The sequence below is a fragment of the Gordonia humi genome, from assembly GCF_014197435.1.
GTDB classification, from domain to species: domain Bacteria; phylum Actinomycetota; class Actinomycetes; order Mycobacteriales; family Mycobacteriaceae; genus Gordonia; species Gordonia humi.
Map to the genome: position 1 here is coordinate 390,605 of NZ_JACIFP010000001.1, position 26,330 is coordinate 416,934.

The following is a 26,330-nucleotide window of genomic DNA, read 5'->3' on the forward strand; positions in this document are numbered from 1 at the left end:
CGCGAATCAGCCGCGCGCCTCGCAGGCGAGGGAGCCGCCGGCGTCGGCGGGCAGTTCGTCGTGCGCGACGGCCTCGCCGTCGACGGTGATGGTGCACGACGCCGGTGCGCCCGGCCCCGGGATCACTCGCAGCTGAAGGAGCCCGGTCGAGGTGCGGATCGTCTCACTCCACTTGCCGTCGACGGGGGTCCGCGCGATCTTCACGCCGTCGCCGTCGATGTACAGGATGGCCGACCCCGGTGCGGCCTCGACGTCGAGGTCCGCTTCGACGGCCGCGGGCGCCGGTCGCGTGGTCTCGCCCGGGACCTCGTCGGTCGGTTCGATGGCCTTCGGCAGATACGGGTCGGTGGTGTTCTGGGACACCGGGGTGTCGTCACGCACCGCGGTGCGGTCGGAGTCGTCGTCTCCGGAGACCAGTTTGAATGCGCCGAACAGCAACAGTACGAGCACGACGACCGACGCCGCGCCCAGGAGAGTGCGGCGTCGCGGATCGCCGGGCGGCGTCGGAGGCGGCGCATACTGCTGGACGGGTTCGTCAGGGGTCTGCTCGGCCGGCGGATCCTGCCGGTACGCGTACCGTGGGGCGCCGTCGGGGCCGTATCCGAGCGCCGGGTACTGCTGGCCGATCGCCATCGGCGGCCGATAGCTCGGCTGCTGCGCGTTCGACCGTGGTGAATCCATCCCTGCCAGCGTACGCGGAACACGGTCCGCATCCGCCACAGAGACGCCGGACGGCCCCGGAGATGATCCCCCGGGGCCGCCCGTCGTGGTCCGCGTCCGACTACCAGCGCGTCCACAGTGTCAGCGGCTTGCCACCGTTGGTGTTGATGCTGACCCAGACGACACCGTTCGGGTGCGCCGCCGCCTCGCGGACCATGCGCGTCGCGAGGCCGTGGCCGTAGTACGCGTTGCGTGACGGGACGTACCAGGTCTGGTACCGCGAGTCGGAGGCGAGCGAGTACGACGTGATGTCGCGCGCCGCGGGCGAGTCGAATACCGACTGGATGCCGCTCGCCGCGATCTGCTTGGTCTCCGCGTGCGTGAACGTCAGGAACACGCGTCCGGGCAGTTGCTGTACGGCGACCGCCGACGCGTCGCCCGCCCCCGCCGTCGCCGTCGCCGAGATGAGCCCGAGGGCGCCGATCGCTGCGAGCGCCAACGCCATGATCTTGTTCTTCATTGCTTCCTCCCCGTACCGGCGAGCGCCGGCGTGCAGATTGTTCACGGCAGCCCCCTGCTGCCGAGCTCAGACTACACCACTATTAGCTGATTGTTTGCTATGGGTCGCGTGTCCGCTTCTTCGGTTGGTCACGAGGCTTGCCGGCGGTGACTACTCGTTGCCGCCCGCCCCGCGCATCCGTCGCGAGTCACCGTGCGGGGACTGATGGGAGGCGGGCTCAAGGTGGCGCAGCGGAGGGTTGGGAGGGGCCTCGGCGACTGGTCGGATGAATTTCTCGTGGGTTCAAGGAGCGGTCGGGCTATGGGTTCGCGAACTACCCGCGGGCAACCGCGGCCTGTTTGGCCGCTTCGACCAGGTGCTCGGCGGCGCGGTTCATCTTCTTCAACTCCGCAGAGGTCAGGTCCTGATGGGTATAGGCGGCCTTGTTCTTGAAGTTGAGCAGAGTGTTCAGGTGCCGCTCAGATCCGCCGTCCGCTCGCTTGAGCAGGGCGACGGCCTCGCTGTGGTTACCGGTGTTCGAATGCACCCCGAGACGCACGCAGCAGAGCACGTCGGCGGCCGCGATACCCGCACCCACGTAGAGGTCGCCCGCGGCGTTCGGGTGCGTATCTTCCCCAAGGTCTGCGAGTTCGAAGAACTCGACCGCCTTGGACAGACGCCCTGCGGTGACCACGGAGTCGCAGTTCCGTTGACTCGACATCAGGACCTCCTCGCTGAGCGCCGCTGCGCGTTGAACCAGGCCCGCGTGCCCGCAACAGTCAGCCCCTGCTTCGACACGTCATCGAGCAGCGGCTCCCCCGCTGCGGCGGCGGCGCGGAATTGGCCCTCGGTGTACTCGACGATGCGTCCGTCGTTTCCGGTCCACGCGGCGACCAGTCGTGCGAGTTCAGTCAATCGCTGCTCCCACGCATCGTCGTCGGAGTCGGCGCCGTGGACCAAGAACAGGTCAATGTCACTGTCGAGACGCATCTTGCCGGTGGCGGCGGAGCCGAACACCGCGGCGTACCGCAGCGTCGGCCCCCACCCGTCCAGGTGCTGTTCGAGACGACTGAGGAACGTGGAGTTCAGCCGAGACAGCGCCATGATCGGCCCGGCCGCGAGGTGCTCGGCGTTGAGTCGGTAGATATGGGTTCGCCCTACCTCATCGTGCAGCACCACACCCTGCGCGGTGAGCCGGTTAAGGACCTTGCGGATGCCTTCCCCCGAGGCGGTGGTGAGGATGCGCTGGACCTGGCTGATTGTGAACGTGACGTCCGCACTCGCCAGGACGGCGAGCACATCACCATCCAGGGTCGGCGTCACCGTGGCGAACGGCTTGTTCAGCTGCATGATCCACCCCATCTCTAACTAAAGTTAGAGTAACACAACTATAGTTGGAGACATCTGGGTCGCGAACCCCGCTCGTCGCACAGCCTGCCGCCTACGACACCGGCTTCAGCCGGGAAGACGGCAACGGCACCCACCACGGATGGGGAGGCCCAAGCAGATGAACCACCCCGACGCCACGCCCGGGCTGTACACACGTTTTGGCCTTTAACCCTTTAACCCCGCATCGAGGCTTGCCCAGGCAGCAGAAACGCCAGGCGAAACATCGTTTCACCTGGCGTTACCGTGGTGCGCCCGTAGGGATTCGAACCCCAAACCTTCTGATCCGTAGTCAGATGCTCTATCCGTTGAGCTACGGGCGCGTGGCCCTGATCGAGTGTACCCGATCAGATATTCAGTTCTACCAAGGGCGTTACCTCGGTCGGCGGAGGCGAGAGGATTTGAACCTCCGGTCCCGTTTTAGCGAGACAATTCATTAGCAGTGAATCCCATTCGGCCGCTCTGGCACGCCTCCTAGCGGGTGTTCGTTTCCGAACTTCCGAGGCAAAACATTACACAGACGGATCCAGCATCTGCAAATCGGCTGGCCGATGTGCATCTCACCGCTGGTCAAGCATACATTCGAGGGGTGACACCGCGTATGAGACCAGATCTGGAGTCCCTGCCCGTCTATGTTCCCGGCAAGACCTACCCGGGAGCGATCAAGTTGGCGAGCAACGAGGTGACTCATCCTCCGCTGCCCAGCGTGATGTCGGCGATAACGGAGGCGGCGGCCACCGCCAACCGCTATCCGGACAACGGAGCGGTGGAGTTGACCGAGGAACTCGCCAAGTCGCTCGGCGTGACCACCGATGAGGTCCAGGCGGGCTGCGGGTCGGTGATCCTCTGTCAGAACCTGATCACTGCGACGTCTGGCCCGGGCGACGAGGTGCTGTTCGCCTGGCGCTCGTTCGAGACGTACCCGCTCGCGACCCAGGTGGCGGGAGCGAGCGCCGTCCAGGTCCCGCTGACCGGCGACGCCGTGCACGATCTCGAGGCGATGGCCGCGGCGATTACCGATCGCACCCGGCTGATCTTCGTGTGCAACCCGAACAACCCGACCGGCACCGTCGTCGAGGCCGCGGCACTGCGCGCGTTCCTCGAGAAGGTGCCGTCCGAGGTGGTCGTCGCCCTCGACGAGGCGTATTTCGAGTACGCGCGCCTCGACGAGGCACACGCCTACGACGGGATCGAGCTGCACCGCGAGTTCGACAACGTGGTGGTGCTGCGCACCTTCTCGAAGGCGTACGGTCTGGCAGCCCTCCGCATCGGCTACGCCGTGGGCCATCCGTCGGTGATCACCGCGCTCGGCAAGATCCACGTGCCGTTCAGTGTCGGCACTCTCTCGCAGGCCGCGGCGGTCGCCTCACTGCACGCGCAGGACGAGTTGCTCGCTCGCACGGACGACGTCGCCGCCGAACGCGCTCGTGTCACGGCGGCACTGCGCGAACTCGGATACTCGGTGCCCGATTCGCAGGCCAACTTCGTCTGGCTCGCCCTCGGCGAGGACGCGGCGCCGTTCGCGGCCGCCTGCACCGAGGGCGGCGTGGTCGTGCGCCCGTTCGCCGGCGACGGCGTCCGCGTCACCGTCACCAAACGCGAGGAGGACGACGCCTTCCTCGCGATCGCACGCGACTGGGCTCAGCGGTAAGAGACGCCTCAGCCCAATGCGGGAGCCAGGGCCTGCCACGCCAGCGGCAGGTCCTGCTTCCAGTAGTCCCACCGGTGCGTGCCGATCAGGCGGAAGTTCGACTGGAACGGCACGTTCTTGGCACGCAGCTGCGCGGCGAACTCCAATGAGCAGCGGTTGGCGCCGACCTCGAGTGCCGATCCGGCCGCCAGCTGGGCGTCCTCGGGGCCTTCTTTCGGGTCGAGTTCGGCGGCCAGGTCGAGCGGGCCGATCGCACCGGACCCGGACGAGAGGAAGAGCGCCTTCCCGCGCAGCGAGTCGATGCGACGCGCCGGATCGTGCGCCGACCAGGTCTTACCCCCGGGGGTGCCCCACATCTTAGTAGCGTCCGCACCGCTCTTGGCCAGAGTGGTCCGCACGTACGCCTCATTGGCCGGACCGGACACCGGTGGGCATCCGCTCAGTGACGCGACGCCCTGGTAGAGCGCCGGATTGCGAGTGGCCAACGCGAACGCCGACTGACCGCCCATCGACAGACCGAGCACACCGTTGCGGCCCGATCCGGAGAACTTCGCGTCGATCAGCGGCGGCAGTTCCTTGGTCAGGAACGTCTCCCACTGCGGCTTGCCGACCTTGGCGTCGGTGTACTCCCAGTTCGTGTAGAACGACGCGGCGCCGCCCGCGGGCAGGACCACGTTGACGTTCCTACCTGCGAAGTAGCGCGCAGCACCGCCCTTGGTGATCCAGTCGCTGACGTCGTCCCCGGCGTCGGCGCCGTCGAGCATGTAGAGCGACGGCCGGGGCGCATCGCCGCCGGGAGTCAGCACCGTGACCTTCATCTTCTCGCCCATCGACGGCGAGTTCACCGTCAGGTCCACTCGGTGTTGGGACACCGTCTTCGCGGCGACGATCCGAGCGACGTTCCGCTTGGACGGCGCCGCGTCGGCGATCGCCGCCGGAATCAGACCTGCGGCGAGAGCGGCTGCGCTGAGCGCCACGAGGACACGAGTCGATCGAATGGACCACATGGTGGTCCAGCGTACCGAAGATTACTGGGGAGTAGGTGAGGACGGGCTTAAGTTCTCCGCACAATCCGGTGATCGACGTGCAGCGCGTTACACTGCGCGAATGGCTGAAATCTCCTACGCGTTCGTCGCTCATGTGCCGGTTCGCTGGTCCGATATGGACGCGTTCGGACACATCAACCACGCGCGTGTGGTGACTCTCATGGAGGAGGCCCGGATCGCGTGGCTGCTGAGCGCGGGCGACGAGTACGCCCCTCTCATCAAGAGCGCGATGATCGTGCACGTCGACATCCGCTATCAGGCGCAGCTGCGGCACGAGGACTCTCCGGTGCGTGTCGGCATGTGGATCAAGGGACACCGTTCGGTCGACTTCACCATCGGCTACGAGATCCGCGGTGCCACTGCGAGCGACGACGATCGCGCCGCCTGCGTCGCGTTCACGCAGATGGCCGTCGTCGACGTCGAGAACCACCGGCTGCGACGGCTCACCGACACCGAGAAGGGGTATCTGAAGGAGTGGGGCCGGGCCGCCTAACGTCCCGGTTCGTACCTCTCGGGCAGTTCCCGCTGCGCACTCGGCCCGAGCTGGGCGATGTTGCCCTGCAGCACGTCCCGGTACACCCGAAGCTGTTCCTCACCGCTGCGCACCTGCTGGGAGAGCCTGCGCGTGTGATCGGCGCCGATCTCGCGATCGCCGGACCGGGACAGCAGGTGGTCGATGCGGGCGTCGATGGTCGACGCCCTGTCGAATTCGTCGAGCAGGCGGAGTTCGATCGAGGCCGACTCGACGGTGGACGCGATCTCGCTGAACGCGTGCACCCGATCGATCAGCTCCGACCAGACCGGGCGCAGCGCGCTCTCCCGCGCCTCGATGTGCTCGATGAAGCCGCGGTCGAATCCACCGTTGTTCTTCGCCTGGTCGAGGTCGACGCGCAGAGCCCGCAGAGCGACGATGTCGGAGGCGATCTCGGCGAGTTCGGCGTGCAGGTTGACCTGTACCCGCTGCATTTCGAAATGATCCGACAGCCACGCCGGATTGTTTCGGATGCGGTCGTAGTAGTGCCCGGCGATGAACAGCAGGGTCTCGTAGCCGTCGGCGAACGACGCACCGCGCGCGGCCGTCCCGCCGCCGATGGCGTCGGGTCCGAAGACCTGCGCGGCCATCTCCTCCACCTGCCGTCGCGGGCCGCGGCCGCCGACCTGCCCGACGACGCCGACGAACTTGTCGAACACATCGGTGCCCGCCTTGCGCGCCCCCGTCGGACGGTCCGGGACCGGAGTGCAGAGCAGGCCCGAGAACAACTGTTCGCGCTCGTCGATCTCCAAGTAGACGTTCTCGCGGCGTTCGCGCCGGACTGCGCGCGTCCCGCTGGGCATCACACCCTTGGCGGTGACCACCGCGCGGTGCGCGTCCTCGCGGCGACGGTTCAAGGTCGCCAGCCGCGACCGCACGATCGGCTGGACCAGGTTCGGCAGCACCGTCGTACCGAGGTATTTCTCGGCGTGCACGATGCTGCGTTGGACTCGTCGGAGTTCGCTGTATCCGTTGGACGGTGACGGCAGCGGGAGGTTCAGGGACGCACGGCGGACCACCACGGAGCGCGCCGTCGGCGCGAGGTAGCCCGCCGCGATCAGGATGCACGCCAGGTCGGAGAGTTCGGGCGGCTGCCCGGGCACCCGGGACTCGTTCGTCCATTGCCGGAGGTCATCGGCGGTGACGGAACGGTTCGGTGCGGACATACGGCCATGTTACCGGCGGTGGCGGACAATCCCCAGGTCATGTCGGCCACACCGTCATCTCGCCCACAGCGGCGACGTGACGCGATGCAGCACCCAGGCGACCGGGACGCTGATCGCCGTCGTCACCGCGAAAGCGATGAGGATCCGACCGGTGAAGACCGGGTAGCCGAGCAGATCCATCACCAGTTCGAGGACCATGACGTGAACCAGGAAGAACTCGTAGGAGATCTCGCCGAACCACACCATCGGTCTGCTGCCGCAGAACCGGGTCCACCAGTCCGCGGATCCGACCACCAGCGGACCGATCAGTCCGAGCGCCACCACCAGGTACAGCGTGTGCTTGGCGATCGCCGCACCCGCGTCGTTCGGCACGATCGTCGGCTCCCCCGCGAATGCGCCGGCAGACGATGCGAAGGCGACGACGGCGATCGCGGTTCCGCCTGCCGCGGACCACGATCGGATCAGCTGCGCGACGACGGCCAACAGCATGCCGGCGATGAACCAGCTCGCGAACGCCGGAGCCCACAGTCGAGCGGTGAGGTCCACCCCGTCGCTGTGCGTGACCAGCGTCCAGATCGGCGAGATGAGCATGAGCCCGCCGAGCACGACGATCAGCAGATCCGGACGCCAACGATCCCGGCACACGTAGCGGGCCAGCGGGTACGCGACGACCGGCAGCGCGATGTAGTAGACCACCTCGGCGGCCAGGCTCCACATCTGGGTCAGCCCGGTGTGCAGGTGTCCGAAGCCGTACACCTGCGTCAACGTGAGATTCCGGATCAGTCCGGAGACGCCCTGTCCCAACTCGGACGTGTCGGCCCGGACCAGGTAGATCAGATACACGGCGACGACGGTGATCCAGTACGCGGGCACGATCCTTCGGATGCGGTGCCAGGCGTACCGCCCCAGCGGCGGGTGCGTCCCGGATTCGGCGCGCAACGCCGCCACCCACGGCCGGAACAGCAGGTATCCGGACAGAACGAAGAAGATCGTCACGCCGACCTCGAACCGCGCGAAGAGCCTGCCGAGGTAGTCGTCGGTGTAGTGCCCGGTCCAGAACGCGGCGTGAGTGAGGCAGACGGTCAGCGCGGCGACTGTGCGGACGCCGGTCAGCGCGGGGCGTCGACCGGTGCCTGTCGACGCGGTCAGATCCAGCCCCGCTCGTGGGCGACGCGGGCGGCCTCGGCGCGTGTGGACGTCCCCGTCTTGCCGATGGCCGACGACAGGTGATTGCGCACGGTGCCCTGCGACAGATGCACCGCGCCCGCGATCGCGGCGACGGTGCCGCCCGCGAGCGCCTCGCGCAGGACGTCGCACTCGCGGGGGGTCAGCGGGTTCTCGCCGCTGGTCAGGCTCTCGGTGGCCAGGGTGGGGTCGATGACGCGGAGTCCGGCGTGGATGCGACGCACGGCGTCGGCGAGTTGAGCGGCGGGCGTGTCCTTGACGACGAAGCCGGAGGCGCCCGCGTCGATCGCACGACGGAGGTAGCCGGGTCGACCGAACGTGGTGACGATCAACGTCCGCACCCCGGGCAGTTGCGCGGTGACCTGCGCGGCCGCGTCGATGCCGTCGAGCCCCGGCATCTCGATGTCGAGCAGGCACACCTGCGCATCGCTCGCGCGCGCCGCGTCGACCACCTCGTCGCCGCGCCCCACCTGGGCGACCACGTCGAGGTCCCCTTCCAGATCGAGGAGGGCGGCGAGTGCACCGCGGACGAGAGCCTGGTCGTCGGCGAGCAGCAGGCGGATGGTCACGATCTACATCCCACCATGCGGTGCCATCGACGCGGTGACGACGGTCCCGTCCTCGTCGGATCGGACGATCAGCTCGCCGCCCGCGTCGGCGACCCGCTCGGACAGACCGCGCAGGCCGTTCCCGTACACGAGCAGCGGCGATCCGGTGCCGTCGTCGCTCACGGCGATCGTGTCCCGCTCGACCGCCACCCGGCACGACGACGCCCCGCTGTGCCGCACCACGTTGGTCACCGATTCGCGCAGCACCCAGGCGAACAGCGTCGCGTGCGGGGTGTCGACATCGTCCGGGTCTGGGACGTCGGCGTCGATGCCCGCGGCGCTCAACGCGCTCGCCGCCGAGGCCAGCCCGCTGGGGAGCTCCGGGGTCCGCAACCGTCCGACGGTGGACCGGACCTCGGCGAGAGCGTCCCGGGACAGCTTGTTGACCTCGGCGATCTCGGCTTTCGCACGCTCCGGGTCGAGGTCGACGAGTCGGCCGGCGAGTTCGGTCTTCACCGAGATGACGGTGAGCGAGTGCCCGAGGATGTCGTGCACATCGCGCGCCACGCTCTCGCGTTCGGCGACGACGGCGAGCTCGGAGTTGAGCTGACGCTGGCGCTCCTCGCCCGCTTCGCGCTCACGCTCGCGTTCGCTGACCGCACGGATCGCGATCATCGTCGTGCCGACGGCCACCATGATGGCGAAGGTTCCGAAGTCGACGTTCCAGCCCGCCAGTTTCGGGACCGCGTAGGTCGCCGCGACCAGAAGGATCACGATGACCACCTGCAGCCGTCGCGGCGCGATGAACGACACGACCGCCATCAGGAACCCGGCGAGACCGAAGGCATCGGCGTGGATGACCGGGAACAGGGCCACCGTCAGTACGACGAGGGTCGCGGTGAACAGCCATCGCGCCCGGTCGTGCTCGCCGGAGGATTCGCGCGGCGGGCTGCTCATCAGTACGATGCACGCCGCGACGTAGACCAGGAAGAACACCCCGAGGTCGACGAAGCCGAGCACCTTGACCAGCGTCGAGTTGTCGGATTTCGCGACCGCGACCAGCGGGTACACCAGGAAGATCAACCAGACGGCGCCGAACGCCCAGCGCCAACTGCGCCAGGGCATCCGGTCGTCGTCGCGGATCCTGTCGATCCGGTCCCGGTCGAGGACGGGGCTCATGGACATCCTTCTACTGGCGGTTGCTACTGCGAGAGTAGAAGAAGGCCGCGGTGGCGGCGAATGTTCCAGCCCAGAAGATGACGTTGACGATCATGATCCAGAGCGCGACGTGGGTGCCGTACATGTTGACGCCCTCGTCGAGCGGGTACCGGGCCAACGAGACCACGCCGTACATGGGAGTGAACTGGGCGATGGTCAGCATGGCGCCGTTGAGCGGGACGAACACATTGCCCGCGAAGGCCAGGAGGGCCAGGATGCCGCCGAGCGCCTGCATCGCGCCGTCGGACTTCAGGATGCTGCCGAGCGCCAACCCCAACGCCGCGAACAGCGACGAGCCGAGCCAGCCGATCAACAGGCAGACGATCCAGATCCAGGCCGGGGCCTCGGCCCCGCTGACCGCTCCGACGACCGCCAGCACGATCACCGGGAGCGCGCTCATCACGAGGGCCAGCGCGATCTTCGTTGCGGTGTAGCCGGACGGTTTGAGCGGAGTCATCATCAGGGTGCGGGTCCAGCCCTCCTTCTGCTCGATCGACACCGACGCCGCATTCGACGCCGCGGCCAGGATCGAGCCGTAGACGGCCATGCCGATCAGGACGTAGAAGGCGACGTTGCCGTCACCGATCCGGTCGTCTCCCGACTGGGTGGCGCCGAAGACGAGGTAGAGCAGGGCGGGCATCGCGATGGTGAAGATCATCGCGCGACGGTTCCGCAGCACGCGGCGGACGTCGAGCTTGAGGTAGGTGGGCGCGATTCCGGCGCCGGTGAGAACGGACATGGTCGTAGCCTTTCTGTGGTCGACGGTCAGGCGTCGGCGGTGAGGGTGACGAAGGCGTCTTCGAGGTTGTGCGCGGCGATCTCGACCTCGCGAGCCTTCGTGCTCGTGAGCAGGTGCCGGGCGAGGCAGTCGGAGTCGGGCAGCGACAGGTACAGACGTCCGCCGCGCCGCTCGCGGACCTCGAGTCCGGGGAACACGCGCAGAAGCCCGGGGACGGCGTCGTCGTCGAGTACCGCGGAGACGACGCGGCGGCTGGCACGGGTCCGGATCTCGGCGGTCGAGCCGTCGGCGACGACGTGCCCGCCCGCGATCATCACGATGCGGTCCGCGAACGCGTCGGCCTCCTCCAGGTAGTGCGTGGCGAACAGGACGGTGCGGCCTCGGGTGGCGTCGGCCCGCATCGCGGCCCAGAATCCGCGGCGGGACTCGACGTCCATGCCCGCGGTCGGCTCGTCGAGGACGATCAGGTCGGGATCGGGCAGCAGCGCCAGCGCGAACTTGAGTCTCTGCTGCTCGCCGCCGGAGCACCGCGACACCTTGCGGTCGCCGATCTCGGCGAGGCCCGCCCGCTCCATGACCGCGGCGACGTCTGCCGTCCGGTGGTGCAGCGAGGCGACGACACCGATGGTCTCGGCGACGGTGAAGTCGGACATCAGTCCGCCGGTCTGCATGACCGCGGCGATCCTGCCGTCCCGGGCGGCCTCCCGGGCGTGTCGGCCGAAGACCCGGACGTCGCCGTTGTCCGGGCTGGTGAGTCCCAGGATCATGTCGATGGTGGTGGTCTTGCCTGCCCCGTTCGGGCCGAGGAAGGCGACGACCTCCCCCGGGCGGACCGTCAGGTCGATCCCTTTCACCGCGTCGACCACGGCGCCCTTGGGCCCGCGGAAGCTCTTGGTCAACTGCGTCGCTTGGATGGCTGGTGTGGCGTTCATGGCTTCTACGATTCCGCCGATCGGGTCGCGGCACCCCGAGCAGATGTCACAACTTCCCCATGACGTCTGTCAGGGGTCGCACCACGACCGGCGAGCACCGAGCCGGGATCGGGCGTTCTCCGTCCGCTCAGGTGTCGCCCGCAGCGGACGACCCCCGAGCGAAACCCGATGCTATGACCCGCGTCACTACGGGATTTGGCACAATCGTAGGCAGAGTGCGACCGGAGGATGCGATGTCGGACGGCAAGTCCACTGCCACCCGGGTGCGGCGCGCGTACGAACAGTTCCTGTCGGGCGTGACCCCACCCGACAACGCCGTGCGATCACTCGTGCGCGAATCGTGGGTGCGCTCGCGCAGCCAGGGGCTCGACGAGGCGCCGGAGGCGACCGCGGGCGACATGTCCGACGCCGATTTCTCCGAGTACCGCGCCGCCCACCGTCTGGCTCGGGTCCGGCCGCTCATCACGTCCCTGATGCTCGACGACATCGCCGACGCCGGCGTGGTGGTGGCGCTCACCGACCGGCGGGGGCGTCTCCTCTGGGTGGACGGCGACCGGTCGACCCGTGGCAAGGCGGCGGCGATCAACTTCGTCGAGGGCACCGTGTGGAGCGAGGACCGGGTGGGCACCAACGCACCGGGACTCGCGCTGAGCCTGAACCGCGGCGTGCAGATCCTCGGCCCCGAACACTATGCGAGTCCGGTGCAGAACTGGAACTGTGCGGCCGCTCCCGTCCACGATCCGGTGTCCGGGGAGGTGATCGGCGCCATCGACGTGACCGGCGGAGACGCCGCGGCCGCGCCGTTCGCCCTCGCCGCAGTCCGCTCCGTAGTGGCCGCGGTGGAACGGGAACTGGCCTCCGGCGCCGTCGACCTCTCGCCGGAGGCGATGTTGACGGCGTCGTCGCAGTCGCATCTGACCGTCCTGTCCGGCGAACCCGTGTGGCGAGCGCCCGGCCGGCCCGCGAAGCTCCTCTCGCCCCGGCACGCCGAGATCCTGCTCCTGTTGCACATGAATCCCGACGGGCTCTCCACCGATCGACTCGCCGACCTGCTGTCCGACGGCGATCTCGGCTCGGTGACGGTCCGCGCCGAGATCTCGCGGCTGCGCCGCGAGGTCGGCGACGTCCTCGCCTCCCGCCCCTACCGACTGACCGGCGAGGTGACCTCCGACGTGTCGGAGGTCCGTGACGCGATCCTGGCCGGCGAGCTGCGTGCGGCGATCGCCGCACTCGGCCGCGGCGGTCTGCTCGCCGACTCGCTCTCCCCCGGCCTCACCGACCTGTTCGACGAGATCCGCGAGGACCTCCGCTCGGCGGTGTTCGGCAGTCGCGACGTGGTCGCCCTGCAGGCGTGGACGCACTCACCGCACGGCCACGACGACTTCCAGGCGTGGACCGCGCTGCAGCGCGCCCTGCCGCAGGGACATCCCGATGCGGCGATCGCCGCCGGGCGAGTGCGACTGATCCATCGGCGTTTCGGAGTGTGAGACGGGTACGGCCGCATCGGGGACCGGAAGTGGAGATCTCATGATGCCCGCCCCAGCGGCCAGATGATCATCCACGCACAGTCGTCCGTCGCGCAACCAGTTCGTCAATGTCGTCGAGGATATCGAGTCGATCCGGACTCGGCATCCACCCCAGTTCCCTCCTCGTCCGAGGTGCGCGCGACCGACTGCACACACTGAACGCTATCAAAGCGGTGAACTTGTCCCAGAACTCAAGCGCCGTGCCGAGATCGACGCTGCGCGTCGACACCGCCAACCTCGCGGCGACAGCCTCGGCCAGCGTCCGGTAGTTCGTCTCACCCGACACAGCGTGGTAGAGCGCACCGGCAACGCCCTTGTCTAACGCAAGCGAATACACCTCGGCGACGTCGTCGACATGCACATTCGAATACAGATTCAGGCCGCGCCCGATGTAGCACACCGCCCCGGTCGCCTCGGCGGACCGGAACAGCCCGCGGATCATCGGACAACCACCGTGCCCCCAGATCATGCCCGGCCGGACGACCATCGCACGCACACCCCGCTCCGCAGCCGCTCGGACGAGGTCTTCGGTGTCTTTTCGCGCACCGACGTACTTCGACGGCACGAACTCGTCGTCCTCGGCGAAGGTGTTCTCGCTCCAATCGCCGTCGGTGCGTTCGGACAACACGCCCGTACCCGAAGTGAAGACCAGGGTCTTTCCTGAGCCCGCCATGCGCTCGATCACCGCCTCCACGACGTCGAACTCCGGCTGGATCAGTAATTGAGCCGCGTAGATCACCGCATCGGCAGCGTCGACATGCGCCACCGCTGCCGAGATGTCGTCGAGGTCGCCGACGACGGCATCGGCGCCGAGCGTCCGGAGATCGTCCGCCGCGTCCGCGCGACGCGCGAATCCGACGACGTCGTGCTCTCCGACGAGCCGACGCACAATCGCTCCTCCGAGGTATCCGGTCGCGCCGTAGATCAGAACTCGCATACGTGCCTTCCTCTAGTCATCATCGCTCACTCATGGACCGATGTCCGATCACTCGCCACATACGGCGTCGATCGCATCAGAATCGATGAACTCCCCAGATTCACCGACTTCAGTGCAATGAGTTAACTATATTCTAGATCACGGGGGGATCGCTGTCCGGGGAACCCGCCGGTCGACGCTGGACCATCATCAATCATTTTAGGTAAATCAGTTCAATTATTGACACATACCGGAAACCTCACTAGGCTCCTGCAACCAGATCGCGTGATCTATGCCATCCCAGACCGAAGGAAGTAACATGCGTCACCTGACACCGCAGATCGGCCGCCGCACCGCGGCAGCTCTCGCCGTTCCTCTGCTCGTCTTCGGCGCCGCTGCGTGCGCCGAGGACACATCCACCGACTCGAACGCCGCGGAAGGGGCCGTCTCGTCCGCTCCCGAGGGAACGTTCCAGGGCACCAAGGCCGAGGGCTCACCGATCAAGATCGGCGTCATCAATTCCGAGGACGGTCCCGCCATCTCGCAACCCGAGGGCAGGCTTGCCGCCGACGCCGCGGTCAAGTACGCCAACGAGAACCTCGGCGGCATCGGCGGTCACCCGATCGAGACGTTCGTCTGCAAGAGCAAGGAGGACACCGCCTCAGCCACCGACTGTGCCAACCAGATGGTCGAGCAGAAGGTCGCCGCCGTCGCCGTCCTGAACACCGCTCACGGCGACGCCATGGCACCGATCATCACCGGCGCGGGCATCCCTTACACCGGTTACAACGGTGCAGGCGGGACCGAACTGCGGTCGGACAAGTCGTTCTTCTGGACCGGCGGATTCCCGAGCGTGCTGATAGGCATGGCGCAGTACGCCGCCGAACACGGCCACAAGACCGCGACCCTGTTCGTCACCGATAACGCCGCCGTCGTCGGCTCCACCGAGGCGATGGGCAAGCCTGCGTTCGAGAAGGCGGGCGTCACTCTGACCGTCGCCCCCATCCCTCTCGGCACCCCGGACGCCTCGTCACAGGTCGCGGCCGGCGTCAAGGACAAGCCCGGAATGGTCGGACTCGTCGGTGATGCGACCATGTGCACCTCGACGCTCAAGGGGCTCACCACCGTCCAGTACTCGGGCGACATGCTGGTGGTCTCCCCGTGCATCGAGGACTCGACCATCGAAGGCGCAGGCGAGGCACTGGGGAAGTCCAAGGTCGTCACCTCGACGAGCGGCGGCGGCAGCGACAAGGAGTCGCTGATCTACCGCGCCGTGATGGCGAAGTACGCACCCGACACCAGCCTCGGCGGCGCCTCCCAGACCGGATTCCAGTCGATGCTCGGCCTCATCCGTGCGGCAGCATCGCTCACCGGCGAGCCGACGGCGGCGAACACCATGACCGCGATCCGGGCGGCGGCCGACGTCCCGATCCCGCTCGGCGGCGGCGCGACGATGACGTGCAACGGAACCGCGCTTGCGGGCCTGAAGGCACCGTGCGCCAATTACGTTCTCGTCGGCGACCTGGACGACAAGGGGAAGAGCTCCGACGTCTCCCTGATCCAGCTCAACAAGTGATCGATGCCGTAACCCGACCGCAGACGATCTGAGAGCGGACTATGACCGACCATCTGTTATTCCTGATTCTGGGCCTCGGCAGCGGTTCAGTGTTCGCGGCGCTCGCCATGGCGCTCGTCGTGACCTATCGCAGTTCTGGGGTGGTGAACTTCGCCACCGGCGCGATCGCCCTGTACGTCGCCTACACATTCGCCTTTCTTCGGAAGGGCAAGCTCCTCATCCCGATTCCGGGGCTGCCGGACAACATCGATCTCGGTGCGCCGCAGACCCTCGCCGCTTCCATGGTGATCTCGCTGGTGATCGCCGCGGTCCTCGGTCTGATCCTTTACGGACTGGTGTTCAGGCCGCTGCGGTCGGCGTCGCCGGTGACCAAGGCCGTCGCCTCGATCGGTGTGATGCTGCTGATTCAGGCCATCATGGCGCAAAAGGTCGGTACAAGTCCGGTGTCGGTGGAACGCATCGTGCCGGAGAACTACTTCACGATCGCCGGTACCCGCGTTCCCACCGACTCGCTGTTCTTCGCCGGGATCATCGTCCTGCTGGGAATCGCCCTGACCCTGCTCATCCGCTTCACCCGATTCGGTCTCGCGACCCGAGCCGTCGCCGAGACCGAGCAGGGAGCACTGGTGTCCGGGTTATCGCCCGACCGGGTTGCGGCGATCAACTGGGCGCTGTCCACCGTCGTGGCGGGTCTCGCAGGCATCCTGATCTCGCCGATAGTTCCACTGATTCCGATGTCGTACACGCTGTTCATCGTGCCCGCGCTGGCGGCCGCACTGTGCGGCAATCTGACAAAGCTCGGGCCTGCCATCATCGCGGGTCTGTTGATCGGCGTCGCGCAGTCCGAGCTCACGTATCTGCAGTCGACCGTCGACTGGTTCCCGGCCTCGGGCACCGCGGAACTCGTTCCGCTGATCCTCATCCTGATCCTGCTGGTCGCCCGACGCGACCGGCTGCCTCAGCGGGGATCCGTCACGGCACCGTCGCTGGGACGTGCGCCGCGACCGCGGAACCTATACGTCCCGCTTCTGGCGGTGATTCCGGCCGCAGTTCTGCTCGTGGCCACGCAGGGCTCGGTGCGTGGCGCGGTGGTCACGACGTTCATCCTCGGCGTGATCGCGCTGTCGCAGGTGGTGGTGACCGGTTACGCCGGGCAGGTCTCCCTCGCCCAGCTGGCGATCGCAGGCGTCGCGGCGTTCACGTTGTCCCGTCTGACCAGCGATCTGGGGATCCCGTTCCCGATCGCACCGATCCTCGCCGCGCTGATCGCCACTGTCGCCGGTGTCGTCGTCGGGCTGCCCGCGCTGCGACTCCGCGGTCTGCCGGTCGCCATCGTCACCCTCGCCATGGCGGTGGCCGTCGAGGCGCTCTGGTTCCGCAACGTCGACTTCAACGGCGGGCTCGACGGCGCACCTGTCAAAGCGCCGAAGCTGTTCGGACTCGACCTGAGCATCGGTGCGGGCGAATCCTATCCGCGGATCGGATTCGGCATCCTGTGCCTGGTGGTCCTCACCGCCGCCGCGTTCGGTGTCGCGTGGCTGCGCACCCATCGGCTCGGCGCGTCCATGCTCGCCGTCCGCGCCAACGAGCGTTCGGCCGCAGCCGCGGGCATCGATGTTCGACGGGTCAAGATCGCCGCGTTCGCGATCGGATCGTTCATCGCGGCGATCGGCGGAACCCTGATGGCGTACCAGCAGAACGGTGCGGCCCCGACGTCGTACACCGCGATCGCCGGAATCAGTCTGTTCGCGATGGTCTATCTCGCAGGCGTGTCGTCGGTGGCGGGTGGCATCCTCGCCGGAGTCATCGGAGCCGGCGGCATCCTGTTCCTCGCGTTGGACCGGTGGATCCATTTCGGTTCATACTTCGGGATCGTCGCAGGCCTGCTGCTCGTCGTCACCATCATTCGGAACCCGGAGGGGGTCGTCGGACCGCTGCACACCCTCGCCGCACGGGTCGGACGAGGACGGCAGGGGCCACAGGTCGCGGCGACTGCAGCCCCATCAACCGCCCCCGATGCACCCGTCATCGGCGGGCCCGTCCTCACCGTGCGCGACATCGGCGTCCGTTACGGTGGCGTCACAGCGCTGGAAGACGTCTCGTTCGATGTGCGCGAGGGCGAGATCCTGGGACTCATCGGCCCCAACGGCGCGGGCAAGACCACCCTCGTCGACGCGATCAGCGGCTACGCCGACTACACCGGATCGGTGAGGCTCGAGGAGCACGCTCTCGACGGCGTCGCTCCGCACCGGCGCAGCCGCGCGGGACTGGGCCGAACCTTCCAGGGAATCGAACTGTACGACGACCTGACCGTGCGGGAGAACGTCGTGGTCGGTACGACCGCCACACTCGGTCGTTTCGATGACGCGCACGAACCGGATCTGGATCGACTGTTCGCCACCCTCGATCTGAGCGAGGTCGCCGACCGTCCGGTCGACGAAATCTCTCAGGGCCGTCGCCAGCTCGTGTCTGTGGCTCGCGCCCTCGCCGGTCGACCGCACGTCGTCCTGCTCGACGAGCCCGCAGCCGGTCTCGACTCCGGCGAGAGCCAGTGGCTCGGCGAACGCCTGCGTGCGGCTCGCGCGGGCGGAGTCACGGTCGTCATGGTCGAGCACGACATGGGGCTGGTCCTCGACGTGTGCGACCGCGTCGTGGTCCTAGACCTCGGCAAGGTCATCGCGGTCGGCACACCCGCCGAGATCCAGTCCGATCCCACGGTCATCGCCGCCTACCTGGGCGGCTCCAGCTCGTCGGAACCAGACGGAGCCGACACCGTCGAAACGAACAACCACGAGGTGAATGTATGAATGCCCGGATCGACGTCACCGGACTGGCCGCGGGCTACGGCGGATCGCCGGTGATCCGAGGAGTGAACTTCTCCCTCGCCCCCGGGGAGATCCTCGCGGTGCTCGGCCCTAACGGCGCTGGAAAGTCGACGACGATGCTGTCACTCGCCGGCCTGATCGGTCGCGCGGCCGGAACCGTGACGATCGACGGCACGGAGCTCTCGGCCGGACACCCGCGCCGAGCCGCGAAACAGGGCGTCGTGCTCGTACCCGACGATCGCTCGCTGTTCACCACGTTGACTACGACCGAGAACCTCCGACTCGCCGCGACCAGCCGAGAAAAGGTCGGCGAGGTGCTCGACCTGTTTCCGCGACTCAAAGAGCGGCTGAAGGTCCCTGCGGGGGTGCTCTCGGGTGGCGAGCAGCAGATGCTCGCAATCGGTCGTGCCCTGGTTCAGGACCCGAAGGTTCTGCTGATCGACGAGTTGTCCATGGGGCTCGCACCCGTCATCGTCGAATCGCTGCTGCCCATTCTGCGCACCGTGGCGCAGACCGGAGTCGCGGTCGTCCTCGTCGAACAGCACGTGTCGCTCGCGTTGCGCACCGCGGACCGCGCTCTCGTGCTCGCACACGGTGAAGAGGTCCTCGCCGGTTCGGCGGACGAACTGCTCGCCGATCCGGCGAGGATCGAAGCCGCGTACATGGGGGCGACGCACGCGGCCTGACGCGCACTCCGGAAGACGTCAGCGCCCGCTGACCGGCCCGTCATACCACGCACCGTCCACCGCTGCGTCCACGGCGACGAGGCGGTGCGCGAACACCCAGCGGTCGCCGTCTCGGACGACGACGTCACGGTATCTGCCCCAATGATCGAGGCCACGCTGGGTGAGCACCTGAAAGTACGCGGACGACGCGATCCGATCCTGCGTCACCGTCGCGAACACGAGACTCGCGACGTAGTGGCGTATCTGCGGGGTCCAGTCCGAATCGTCGGAGCGTGCTCCGGTAAGCATCTCGACGATCGCCTCCCGGCCGGTCGCCCGCGCCCCACCCTTGATCTCCAGCACGCCGTCGGCCGCGAAGCAGGCCGCGAGATCATCGATCCGGAAGCGGTCGCCCGCGTGGTTGTACTCGGCATAGACGTTCCGGACGCCTTCGCGCGCCACTAGTTCCCAATGCTCCATATCCGTCGAACTCCTTCACATGAGTACCTTCTATATGAACTAAATTATTTATCTTAAATAGCATCGAGCACGACCGCCGACCCGAAACAGTCGCCCGGAGCCGCGCACTATGCTGAGACGGTGCAGGTACGGACATCACAGACCGAAGCAGCCGTCCAGCGCGGTCTGAGCCGACGGCGCGCGACGGCCGAGGACGAGGTCGCCCGTCTGATCGCCGCGGGCCGAAAACTGTTCGGCGGGGCAGGCGATCCCCGCATCGCAGACATCGTCGCCATGGCGGGCGTCTCCTTGGAAGCCTTCTATCGGTACTTCGGGAGCAAGTCCGCGTTCATCGCAGCCGTCGCCGACGACGGCACCAGCCGCGTCGTCACATACGTCCGACACAAGACTGAAGGCGCCGACACACCGGAACAGAAGCTCCGCGCCGTGGTCGACGCCGTGATGCGCCAGGCCGCGAGCCCGGAACTCGCAGCGGCGTCCCGGAACCTTCTGGGCACCCGCAGCGACTCGACATCGGTCCTGACGTTCCGGGGTGAGATCGCCGACCTGCTCTCGCCGGTGCTGGGCGGCCTCGGTTCGACCGATGCGCCCCGTGATGCGCGCATCGCCGCCACCGCGGTGATCGGTGCCGTTGAAGATCACATCTGGAGCGACACTCGGCCGACATCCGACGACATCGATCGCCTCGTCGACTTCATCGCTCGCGCCGTGCGTCGCTGAGTATCACGACAGCGCCGCGCGGACCTCCTCCAGAAGCGTCGGCACGCCGTCGATCATCCGCCGCATCGGGGGCGGCAGATCGCCACCTCGGCGAGCCCGCTTCAACAACAGCGCGGTCGCGGCGGCCTCCTTGTACCGCGTCAACGTGTCGAACCAGTCCATGTCCGGAAGCCTGGTCTGCGCGGCGTTCTGATACGCCTCGATCAGCTCGGCCTTGGTCGGCGTGCCCGCCGGCGTTCCCGGCTCGGCCGCCGGATGCTCGGCGTCGTCGGTGAAGAACGTGAGCCAGGTCAGATCCACTCTCGGATCGCCGACCGACCAGATCTCCCAGTCGATGATCGCCGTCACGGAGCCCCCGGCGCAGAGCGTGTTCCCGAGCCGGTAGTCACCGTGGTTCACAACCGGGTCCAGGGGCGCGGGCACCGACGCCAGAAGCAGATCGGCGCACGTTCGATAGTCGTATTGAAGGTCGCCGGGAACTGTCTCGAAGGCTCGTGTCCACCGCGCGATCTCGTCGGCGAGACCGACGACGGGCTCATCGGCCACCACCGCGCCGAGCTCGGCGGGTCGCACCGCGTGCAACTCGGCCATCACCGTCGCTGCGTCATACGCGCGCGCAGCCACCTCAGTCGGCGCCGCGCGGTCCTCCGCCCGGGTGAGCACCGGCTCCTCACAGACCCCGGCGACCATCTCCATCGCGAAGAACGGTGGCACGTCGAGGCCGGCTCCCGGAGTCGCGAACACGACCCGCGGCACACGCACTCCACCGTGACGGTTCAGTGCGCTCATCAACCGGGCCTGCCGAAGCACGTCCCGGTTTCGTACCGGTTCGATGCCCGGCGGCGCGACCTTGACGACCAGGTCGTCGCTCCCGTCCAATCGCGCAACATACGTCAGGCTCGACGACCCGCCGGTCAACGGTTCCAGTCCCACCAGCCGGCATTCCGGCCGCGTCCGAGCCAGTCCGTCGACCACACGCGGCGACATCTCATCGAGTAGATCCGTCACGCTCCACCTCCATAGAATCTTGTTTCTTATATTCAGAATGATATTCTGCCATGGCAATCGACAAGACGGAAATGAAAGCAGGACGTGATGTGGGACTTCTCGACCGATCCCGAGTTCCAGGCCAAGCTCGACTGGATGACCCAGTTCGTACGCGACGAATGCGAGCCGCTCGACGTGCTGTTTCCCCACGGAGGCGACCCGTACGACGTGCACAACGTAGCGAGCCGGGCGATCTTGCGGCCGCTGCAGGCGCGCGTCAAAGAGCAGGGCCTGTGGGCCTGCCACCTCGGCCTGGATCTCGGCGGCCCAGGGTACGGCCAGCTCAAACTCGGGCTGATGAACGAGATCATCGGCAGGTCGTACTGGGCACCGACAGTATTCGGCACCGCGGCCCCGGACACCGGCAACGCCGAGATCCTCGCGATGTTCGGTACGGCCGAACAGAAGGAGCGGTACCTGCAACCACTGCTCGACGGCGAGATCGTATCGTGCTTCTCGATGACCGAGCCGCAGGCCGGAGCGGACCCCAAGGAGTTCACGTGTCGGGCACGGCGCGAGGGCGACGAGTGGGTGATCGAAGGCGAGAAGTGGTTCTCGTCGAACGCGCGGTACGCCGAGTTCCTGATCGTCATGGCGGTGACCGACCCGGACGCGTCGCCGCATCGCCGCATGTCGATGCTCATCGTCCCCGCCGACGCCGACGGCGTCGAGATCCTCCGCAACGTCTCGGTATTGGGTGAGCGAGACGACCTCGACGAGGGAATTCACGGCTACATCCGGTACAACCGTGTGCGCGTCCCGTTGGACGCCATGCTGGGCGGACCGGGCGACGGATTCGCCGTCGCGCAGGCACGCCTCGGCGGCGGCCGAGTCCATCACGCGATGCGCACCGTCGGTCTGTGTCAACGCGCACTCGACATGATGGCCGAACGAGCACTGTCCCGCCGCACACAGGGCGAACCGCTGTACAAGAAGCAGTCGGTGCAGCAGATGCTGGCCGACTCGAAGATCCAACTCGTCCAGTTGCGACTCCTGGTACTGCACACCGCGTGGATCATCGACACCCAGCCGAACGGGACTGCTCGCAGCTCGATCGCGATGTGCAAAGTGCAGATGGCACGAGTGATGCACGACATCGTCGAACGCGCAGTCCACCTGCACGGGTCGCTGGGTGTCACGCTGGAGACCCCGCTCGCCGGATGGTGGGCGAGCGTGCCCCAACTGGCGCTCGCCGACGGGCCGACAGAGGTCCATCAGGGAACGGTCGCGAAGGAACTCCTCAAGGCATACACCGGGACCGACGATCCGTTCCCCACCGAGCACATTCCGGAGCGACTGGCGGCCGCCCGCGACAAGCACTCCGTCGTCCTCGCCGCACACGGCCTCACCTGACACCGCCCGGATCACCAGCCGGGGAAGAGACCCTCGCTATGGGTTACGCAGACCAGTTTTGTCCGACCCGACCGACAAGGCGGCGGTGCACGACCGCCGATGTCATCCAGAAGATGAGACGCCCCGACACATCACCATTAACAGTAAGCTGATCTGACTATTCATCGTGGGGCGCGTATACTGAATTACTCCGAGGATCGGCATGACCGATCGATTCCGACGCACCGGAGGGAACCCAGCATGGCGAAGCTCGACGCGGCACCGCCCATCGGACGTGTAGGCGAGGTGATGCGTGCGCCGAAGACCGCCGAACTGATCGCCGGACATCTCCGCCGTCAGATCGTTCGGGGCGACCTGGCCCCGGGACAGACCCTCCCCGCCGAAGCGGAACTCATGGAACAATTCTCGGTCTCTCGGCCGACTCTACGTGAAGCGTTCCGCATCCTCGAAGCCGAGACTCTGATCGGAGTTCGGCGCGGCGCGCGAGGAGGTGCGCAGGTCCTCGAGCCGGACCCGATGGTCGCGGCCCGCCACGTCGGACTCCTCCTCCAACTGCAGAACACGACGATTCAAGACGTCTACGAGGCCCGGATGATCACCGAACCCGTGTGCGCGGGCATGTTGGCGGCGGCGAGCACCGACGACGACGTTGCGGCCCTGCGCGCGGTGATCACCGACGTCAGAACTCTCGTCGACGGCTGGGTCGAGGCCACCCCCGACATGCACCGATGGAGTGAGATGACCTACCGGTTCCACGAGGTGATTCTGCAACGCTGCGGCAACAAGACCCTCGCCGTCCAGGGAGCGGTCCTCGCGGACATCGTCGGCACGCACCTACAGCAGACGATCTCCCAGGGAATGACCAGCCCCGACCACGAGCAGAAGGATCGGTTCCAACGGACGGTCCGCTCCTATGTCCGGCTCGCCAATCTGGTGGAGAAGCACGACAGCACCGGCGCCGAGAAGCACTGGCGGCGGCACATGGAGGTCGCGGCGCAGTACCTCTTCATGTTCGACGCTGAGAACAAGCCGCTCGTCGACCTGTTCAACTGAGCGAGCGGAGCGAAGTGTCGAAGGCGATCGCCGCGACGATGACGACCAGATGAATTGCATCGTCCAGCGTTCGGTTTCGACTCGCTCCGCTCGCTGAACTGCAGAAACAGGTGGACTATCGTCGGGTATCACTCTCCCAGGTCGCGCTCACCACTCGACCGGCCCGCTCCTTCCGCCGAGCGCGCGGCTCCAGCGGCGACCTCCTGGATCTCGGCGGCGCCGCTCGCAATCAGCGCCTCGACCTCGTCATGGGTGTACCCGGCGACGTCGACGAGGACGTCACGGGTGTGCTCGGCCATCCACGGTGCGCGGCGCAGCGGCACCGTGGCCAGGTTCTCGCTGTGTGCCGGATCCACGTGCACGACGAGCGGCTTCGGGTATCCGGGCTGATCGATAGAGCCGAACTGGCCCCGATCGATCAACTGCGGGTCGCCGACCAGGTCGAACGCGTGAATCGCGGCGCCCGCGGCGACCCCGACCGCCTGCAGCCGATCCTGTACCGCTCGTGCCTGCTGCGGGGCTGTCCACTCCGCGACCAGATCGTCGACCTCCGACCGGTGCTGACATCGCGCTTCGCGCGTGGCATACCGCGCATCGACGGCGAGGTCGGCGCGCCCCATCTCGGCGGCCAGCGCCGCCCACTGTCGATCGTCGGTGACCTCCACCGCGACGAAGCCGTCCTCGCCGAGTGTCGGGTATACCCCGGTGGGTGCATGGAACTCATTGACGTTGCCCCGAGGACGCAGTGTTCCGGGCTCCAGCGACTCACGGGTGTACCCGATGCTGAGCTGCGAGAAGACGACCTCCATCTGGGCGACGCCGATCTTGCAGCCGACCCCGGTGCTCTCCCGACCGACCAGCGCCGCGAGCACCGCGCCGACCCCGACGCGCGCCGCACTCTGGTCAGGGTAGATCGTCATGTCGTCGCCGAACGCATCATCGGTGTCCGGGTGTCGCCACAACGAGGTGAGCCCCACCGTCGACCGGACCAGCGGCCCGTAACCCATGCGTTTGCTCCATGGTCCACGACTGCCGAGCGCACTGTTCTCGACCATGACGATCGCCGGATTCACCGCGCGCAGTTCGTCATATCCCAGGCCGAGAGATTCCATGGTGCCCGGTTTGAAGTTCGTCAGCACCACATCGGATGCCGCTACGAGACGCTTGAACGCCGCCTTGCCGTCGTCGCTCCGGAGATTGAGTCCGACGCTGCGCTTACCGCGGTTGCCGATCGAGAACGGGCGACTCACCCGCTCCACCGAGTCTGATTGGCGCGCACCGTCTTTGAACGACCTGCTCTCGACCTTGACGACATCCGCACCAAGATCGGCCAGCACACGGCCGGTCTCCGCACCGACCACGATGACACCGAGATCGAGGACCCGGAGCCCGGCGAGCGGCAGCCTCGGTCCGGTCTGCGACCCGTCGGGGTCGACCGGTGCACGAGTCGCGCCCTCCCATCGAGCGCCGGCGTGCTCGTCCAGCTCGGGGGCCCGTCGCCGGAAACCGGCACGGACGTCGTCCAACTCGACGAATCCGTTCGCGACCGCAGCGGTCACCCCCGGAGCGATCTCGGCATCCACGAACGACGCGCGTTCGCGCACATGGTCGCTGGCCATCGCCTCGGCGGGCGTGTTAAGGGCCGCCATCGCGATGCCGTGGGCCGCCGCGTACTCCACCACTTCGTCGCAGGTCTTGTCGGCGAACAGTCTCTCCACCGCGAGGCGGATCGCGGTCCAATTCTTGAACCGCGTGGCGATCTGCTGATACGAGTCGTCCGCGAACTCCTCGGGGCGTCCCAACCACTCCCACAGAGCGAGCCACTGTTTGGGAGCCCCGATGAACGTCCGGACGAATCCGTCGGCGCACGGCAGGATCGGATACATCATCCGAACGTCCGGCCGTCCCGGAGGCAGGTCGGTGATCGGTCGGCCCAACGTCGCGGTGCCGGCCATACCGAGGCCGGGATCGAGATCCTGAGCAGCGAGTTCGAAGAGTGACAAGTCGATGTAGTCACCCACCCCCGACTGCCGAGCCGTGCGAAGCGCGGCCAACCCGTAGTACGCCGCACTGACCGCGGCCGTCTGCCGAGCGAGATCGCCCGGCGGAAGCAGCGGTTCGCGATCGGCCGCACCGGACCTGGTCAACGCCGAGCTGAGGGCGGTCGTCACGAGTTCGCCGCCTCGATAGTCGCGGTAGGGTCCGGTCTGGCCGAAATCGGTCAGCGAGACCACGACGAGATCGCTGTTCCGCTCGCGCATCACCGCGGGCCCGACGCCGAGGTCGCCGAGTCGCCCGACCGCCTGCGACTCGAATACCAGATCGGCCGAGTCGGTGAGCCGAAGCAGCTCGTCGCGACCTCCCTCGGTCCCGAGATCCACCGCGACGCCCCTCTTGTTGGCGTGCGTCGACGCGAATACCAGGCTGAGGCCGTCGTGCATCGGCTCGGCACGCCGGGAGTCGACGCCGGCCCGCGGCTCCACCAGGATCACGTCCGCGCCGAGATCTGCGAGAAACCGCGGCGCCACACCGGCGACACCATCGGTCAGGTCGACCACTCGAACGCCGCTCAGCGGCAGTCCATCAGTACTCATCACTTTGTGCTCT

Annotated in this window: 24 protein-coding genes and 2 tRNA genes; 9 read left to right on the forward strand and 17 right to left on the reverse strand. The window is 67.3% G+C overall.

Annotated elements, in window-relative coordinates:
* Positions 1-6: 6 nt before the first annotated feature.
* The 6 genes from BKA16_RS01805 to BKA16_RS01830 all read right to left on the reverse strand — a co-directional run bounded on the left by BKA16_RS01805 (position 7) and on the right by BKA16_RS01830 (position 3,020).
* Complete coding sequence (locus BKA16_RS01805; RefSeq protein ID WP_183368955.1) at positions 7-681, reverse strand: hypothetical protein; 675 nt, start codon at positions 679-681, stop codon at positions 7-9.
* Positions 682-781: 100 nt separating this feature from the next.
* Positions 782-1,180, reverse strand: coding sequence for a hypothetical protein (locus BKA16_RS01810; protein WP_183368956.1), 399 nt, complete (start codon positions 1,178-1,180; stop codon positions 782-784).
* A 313-nt stretch (positions 1,181-1,493) separates the two neighbouring features.
* Complete coding sequence (locus tag BKA16_RS01815) at positions 1,494-1,880, reverse strand: hypothetical protein (protein WP_183368957.1); 387 nt, start codon at positions 1,878-1,880, stop codon at positions 1,494-1,496.
* Positions 1,880-2,509 (reverse strand): nucleotidyltransferase domain-containing protein, encoded by a 630-nt coding sequence (locus tag BKA16_RS01820; RefSeq protein ID WP_183368958.1) that lies wholly within the window; start codon positions 2,507-2,509, stop codon positions 1,880-1,882. The genes BKA16_RS01815 and BKA16_RS01820 overlap by 1 nt, the downstream gene beginning before the upstream one ends.
* Before the next feature lie 283 nt (positions 2,510-2,792).
* Positions 2,793-2,868 (reverse strand) — tRNA-Arg (locus tag BKA16_RS01825).
* Positions 2,869-2,931: 63 nt separating this feature from the next.
* Positions 2,932-3,020: transfer RNA gene (locus BKA16_RS01830), tRNA-Ser, on the reverse strand.
* A gap of 114 nt (positions 3,021-3,134) precedes the next feature.
* On the opposite strand from BKA16_RS01830, the gene hisC reads away from it, so the two are divergent.
* On the forward strand, positions 3,135-4,196 hold the full coding sequence (gene hisC, locus BKA16_RS01835; protein WP_183368959.1) for a histidinol-phosphate transaminase: 1,062 nt from the start codon (positions 3,135-3,137) through the stop codon (positions 4,194-4,196).
* Positions 4,197-4,204: 8 nt separating this feature from the next.
* On the opposite strand, the gene BKA16_RS01840 is transcribed toward hisC, so the two are convergent.
* Positions 4,205-5,203, reverse strand: a complete 999-nt coding sequence (locus tag BKA16_RS01840; RefSeq protein ID WP_183368960.1) for an alpha/beta hydrolase — start codon at positions 5,201-5,203, stop codon at positions 4,205-4,207.
* A 100-nt stretch (positions 5,204-5,303) separates the two neighbouring features.
* On the opposite strand from BKA16_RS01840, the gene BKA16_RS01845 reads away from it, so the two are divergent.
* A complete protein-coding gene (locus BKA16_RS01845; RefSeq protein ID WP_183368961.1) occupies positions 5,304-5,735 on the forward strand; it encodes an acyl-CoA thioesterase in 432 nt (143 codons plus the stop codon).
* Here the strand turns inward: BKA16_RS01845 and BKA16_RS01850 are convergent.
* Genes BKA16_RS01850 through BKA16_RS01875 form a run of 6 tightly spaced genes read right to left on the reverse strand, consistent with a single transcriptional unit; the run spans position 5,732 to position 11,562 of the window.
* Positions 5,732-6,940, reverse strand: a complete 1,209-nt coding sequence (locus BKA16_RS01850; protein WP_183368962.1) for a hypothetical protein — start codon at positions 6,938-6,940, stop codon at positions 5,732-5,734. The two genes, BKA16_RS01845 and BKA16_RS01850, sit on opposite strands and share 4 nt — an antisense overlap.
* A gap of 54 nt (positions 6,941-6,994) precedes the next feature.
* A complete protein-coding gene (locus BKA16_RS01855) occupies positions 6,995-8,089 on the reverse strand; it encodes an acyltransferase family protein (RefSeq protein WP_183372832.1) in 1,095 nt (364 codons plus the stop codon).
* Positions 8,086-8,694, reverse strand: coding sequence for a response regulator (locus tag BKA16_RS01860; protein ID WP_343067242.1), 609 nt, complete (start codon positions 8,692-8,694; stop codon positions 8,086-8,088). The genes BKA16_RS01855 and BKA16_RS01860 overlap by 4 nt, the downstream gene beginning before the upstream one ends.
* A 3-nt stretch (positions 8,695-8,697) precedes the next feature.
* Positions 8,698-9,852, reverse strand: a complete 1,155-nt coding sequence (locus BKA16_RS01865) for a sensor histidine kinase (RefSeq protein WP_183368963.1) — start codon at positions 9,850-9,852, stop codon at positions 8,698-8,700.
* A 10-nt stretch (positions 9,853-9,862) separates the two neighbouring features.
* A complete protein-coding gene (locus tag BKA16_RS01870; protein WP_183368964.1) occupies positions 9,863-10,630 on the reverse strand; it encodes an ABC transporter permease in 768 nt (255 codons plus the stop codon).
* Positions 10,631-10,656: 26 nt separating this feature from the next.
* Positions 10,657-11,562 carry an ABC transporter ATP-binding protein gene (locus tag BKA16_RS01875; RefSeq protein ID WP_183368965.1) on the reverse strand — a complete coding sequence of 302 codons (906 nt, stop codon included), beginning with the start codon at positions 11,560-11,562 and terminating at the stop codon, positions 10,657-10,659.
* Positions 11,563-11,795: 233 nt separating this feature from the next.
* On the opposite strand from BKA16_RS01875, the gene BKA16_RS01880 reads away from it, so the two are divergent.
* A complete protein-coding gene (locus BKA16_RS01880; RefSeq protein ID WP_183372834.1) occupies positions 11,796-13,049 on the forward strand; it encodes a transcriptional regulator in 1,254 nt (417 codons plus the stop codon).
* A 67-nt stretch (positions 13,050-13,116) separates the two neighbouring features.
* On the opposite strand, the gene BKA16_RS01885 is transcribed toward BKA16_RS01880, so the two are convergent.
* Positions 13,117-14,025, reverse strand: coding sequence for an NAD-dependent epimerase/dehydratase family protein (locus BKA16_RS01885; protein ID WP_183368966.1), 909 nt, complete (start codon positions 14,023-14,025; stop codon positions 13,117-13,119).
* A 298-nt stretch (positions 14,026-14,323) separates the two neighbouring features.
* Here BKA16_RS01885 and BKA16_RS01890 point away from each other — a divergent pair, with 298 nt between their 5' ends.
* From BKA16_RS01890 to BKA16_RS01900, 3 genes are read left to right on the forward strand one after another with little or no spacing between them, the layout of a single operon-like run.
* Entirely contained in the window at positions 14,324-15,580 is a 1,257-nt protein-coding gene (locus BKA16_RS01890) for an ABC transporter substrate-binding protein (protein ID WP_183368967.1), read from the forward strand.
* Between the two features lie 41 nt (positions 15,581-15,621).
* Complete coding sequence (locus BKA16_RS01895) at positions 15,622-18,387, forward strand: branched-chain amino acid ABC transporter permease/ATP-binding protein (RefSeq protein WP_183368968.1); 2,766 nt, start codon at positions 15,622-15,624, stop codon at positions 18,385-18,387.
* Positions 18,384-19,091 carry an ABC transporter ATP-binding protein gene (locus BKA16_RS01900; protein WP_183368969.1) on the forward strand — a complete coding sequence of 236 codons (708 nt, stop codon included), beginning with the start codon at positions 18,384-18,386 and terminating at the stop codon, positions 19,089-19,091. Before BKA16_RS01895 ends, BKA16_RS01900 begins: the two co-directional genes overlap by 4 nt.
* Before the next feature lie 18 nt (positions 19,092-19,109).
* Here the strand turns inward: BKA16_RS01900 and BKA16_RS01905 are convergent, their stop codons facing one another.
* Entirely contained in the window at positions 19,110-19,550 is a 441-nt protein-coding gene (locus BKA16_RS01905; RefSeq protein WP_183368970.1) for a nuclear transport factor 2 family protein, read from the reverse strand.
* Between the two features lie 120 nt (positions 19,551-19,670).
* On the opposite strand from BKA16_RS01905, the gene BKA16_RS01910 reads away from it, so the two are divergent.
* Entirely contained in the window at positions 19,671-20,270 is a 600-nt protein-coding gene (locus tag BKA16_RS01910) for a TetR family transcriptional regulator (RefSeq protein WP_183368971.1), read from the forward strand.
* A gap of 3 nt (positions 20,271-20,273) precedes the next feature.
* Here the strand turns inward: BKA16_RS01910 and BKA16_RS01915 are convergent, their stop codons facing one another.
* A complete protein-coding gene (locus tag BKA16_RS01915; RefSeq protein ID WP_221246716.1) occupies positions 20,274-21,278 on the reverse strand; it encodes a phosphotransferase family protein in 1,005 nt (334 codons plus the stop codon).
* 87 nt (positions 21,279-21,365) lie between these two features.
* Between BKA16_RS01915 and BKA16_RS01920 the strand changes: the two genes are divergently transcribed.
* Together BKA16_RS01920 and BKA16_RS01925 are read left to right on the forward strand one after the other, a co-directional pair.
* Positions 21,366-22,670 carry an acyl-CoA dehydrogenase family protein gene (locus BKA16_RS01920; protein ID WP_183368972.1) on the forward strand — a complete coding sequence of 435 codons (1,305 nt, stop codon included), beginning with the start codon at positions 21,366-21,368 and terminating at the stop codon, positions 22,668-22,670.
* Between the two features lie 240 nt (positions 22,671-22,910).
* The gene (locus tag BKA16_RS01925; protein ID WP_183368973.1) at positions 22,911-23,723 is read left to right on the forward strand and encodes a FadR/GntR family transcriptional regulator; all 813 of its coding nucleotides are present in this window, start codon (positions 22,911-22,913) and stop codon (positions 23,721-23,723) included.
* Positions 23,724-23,851: 128 nt separating this feature from the next.
* Here BKA16_RS01925 and BKA16_RS01930 read toward each other — a convergent pair whose 3' ends face one another.
* Positions 23,852-26,317 (reverse strand): CaiB/BaiF CoA transferase family protein, encoded by a 2,466-nt coding sequence (locus tag BKA16_RS01930; RefSeq protein ID WP_183368974.1) that lies wholly within the window; start codon positions 26,315-26,317, stop codon positions 23,852-23,854.
* Positions 26,318-26,330: the final 13 nt, after the last annotated feature.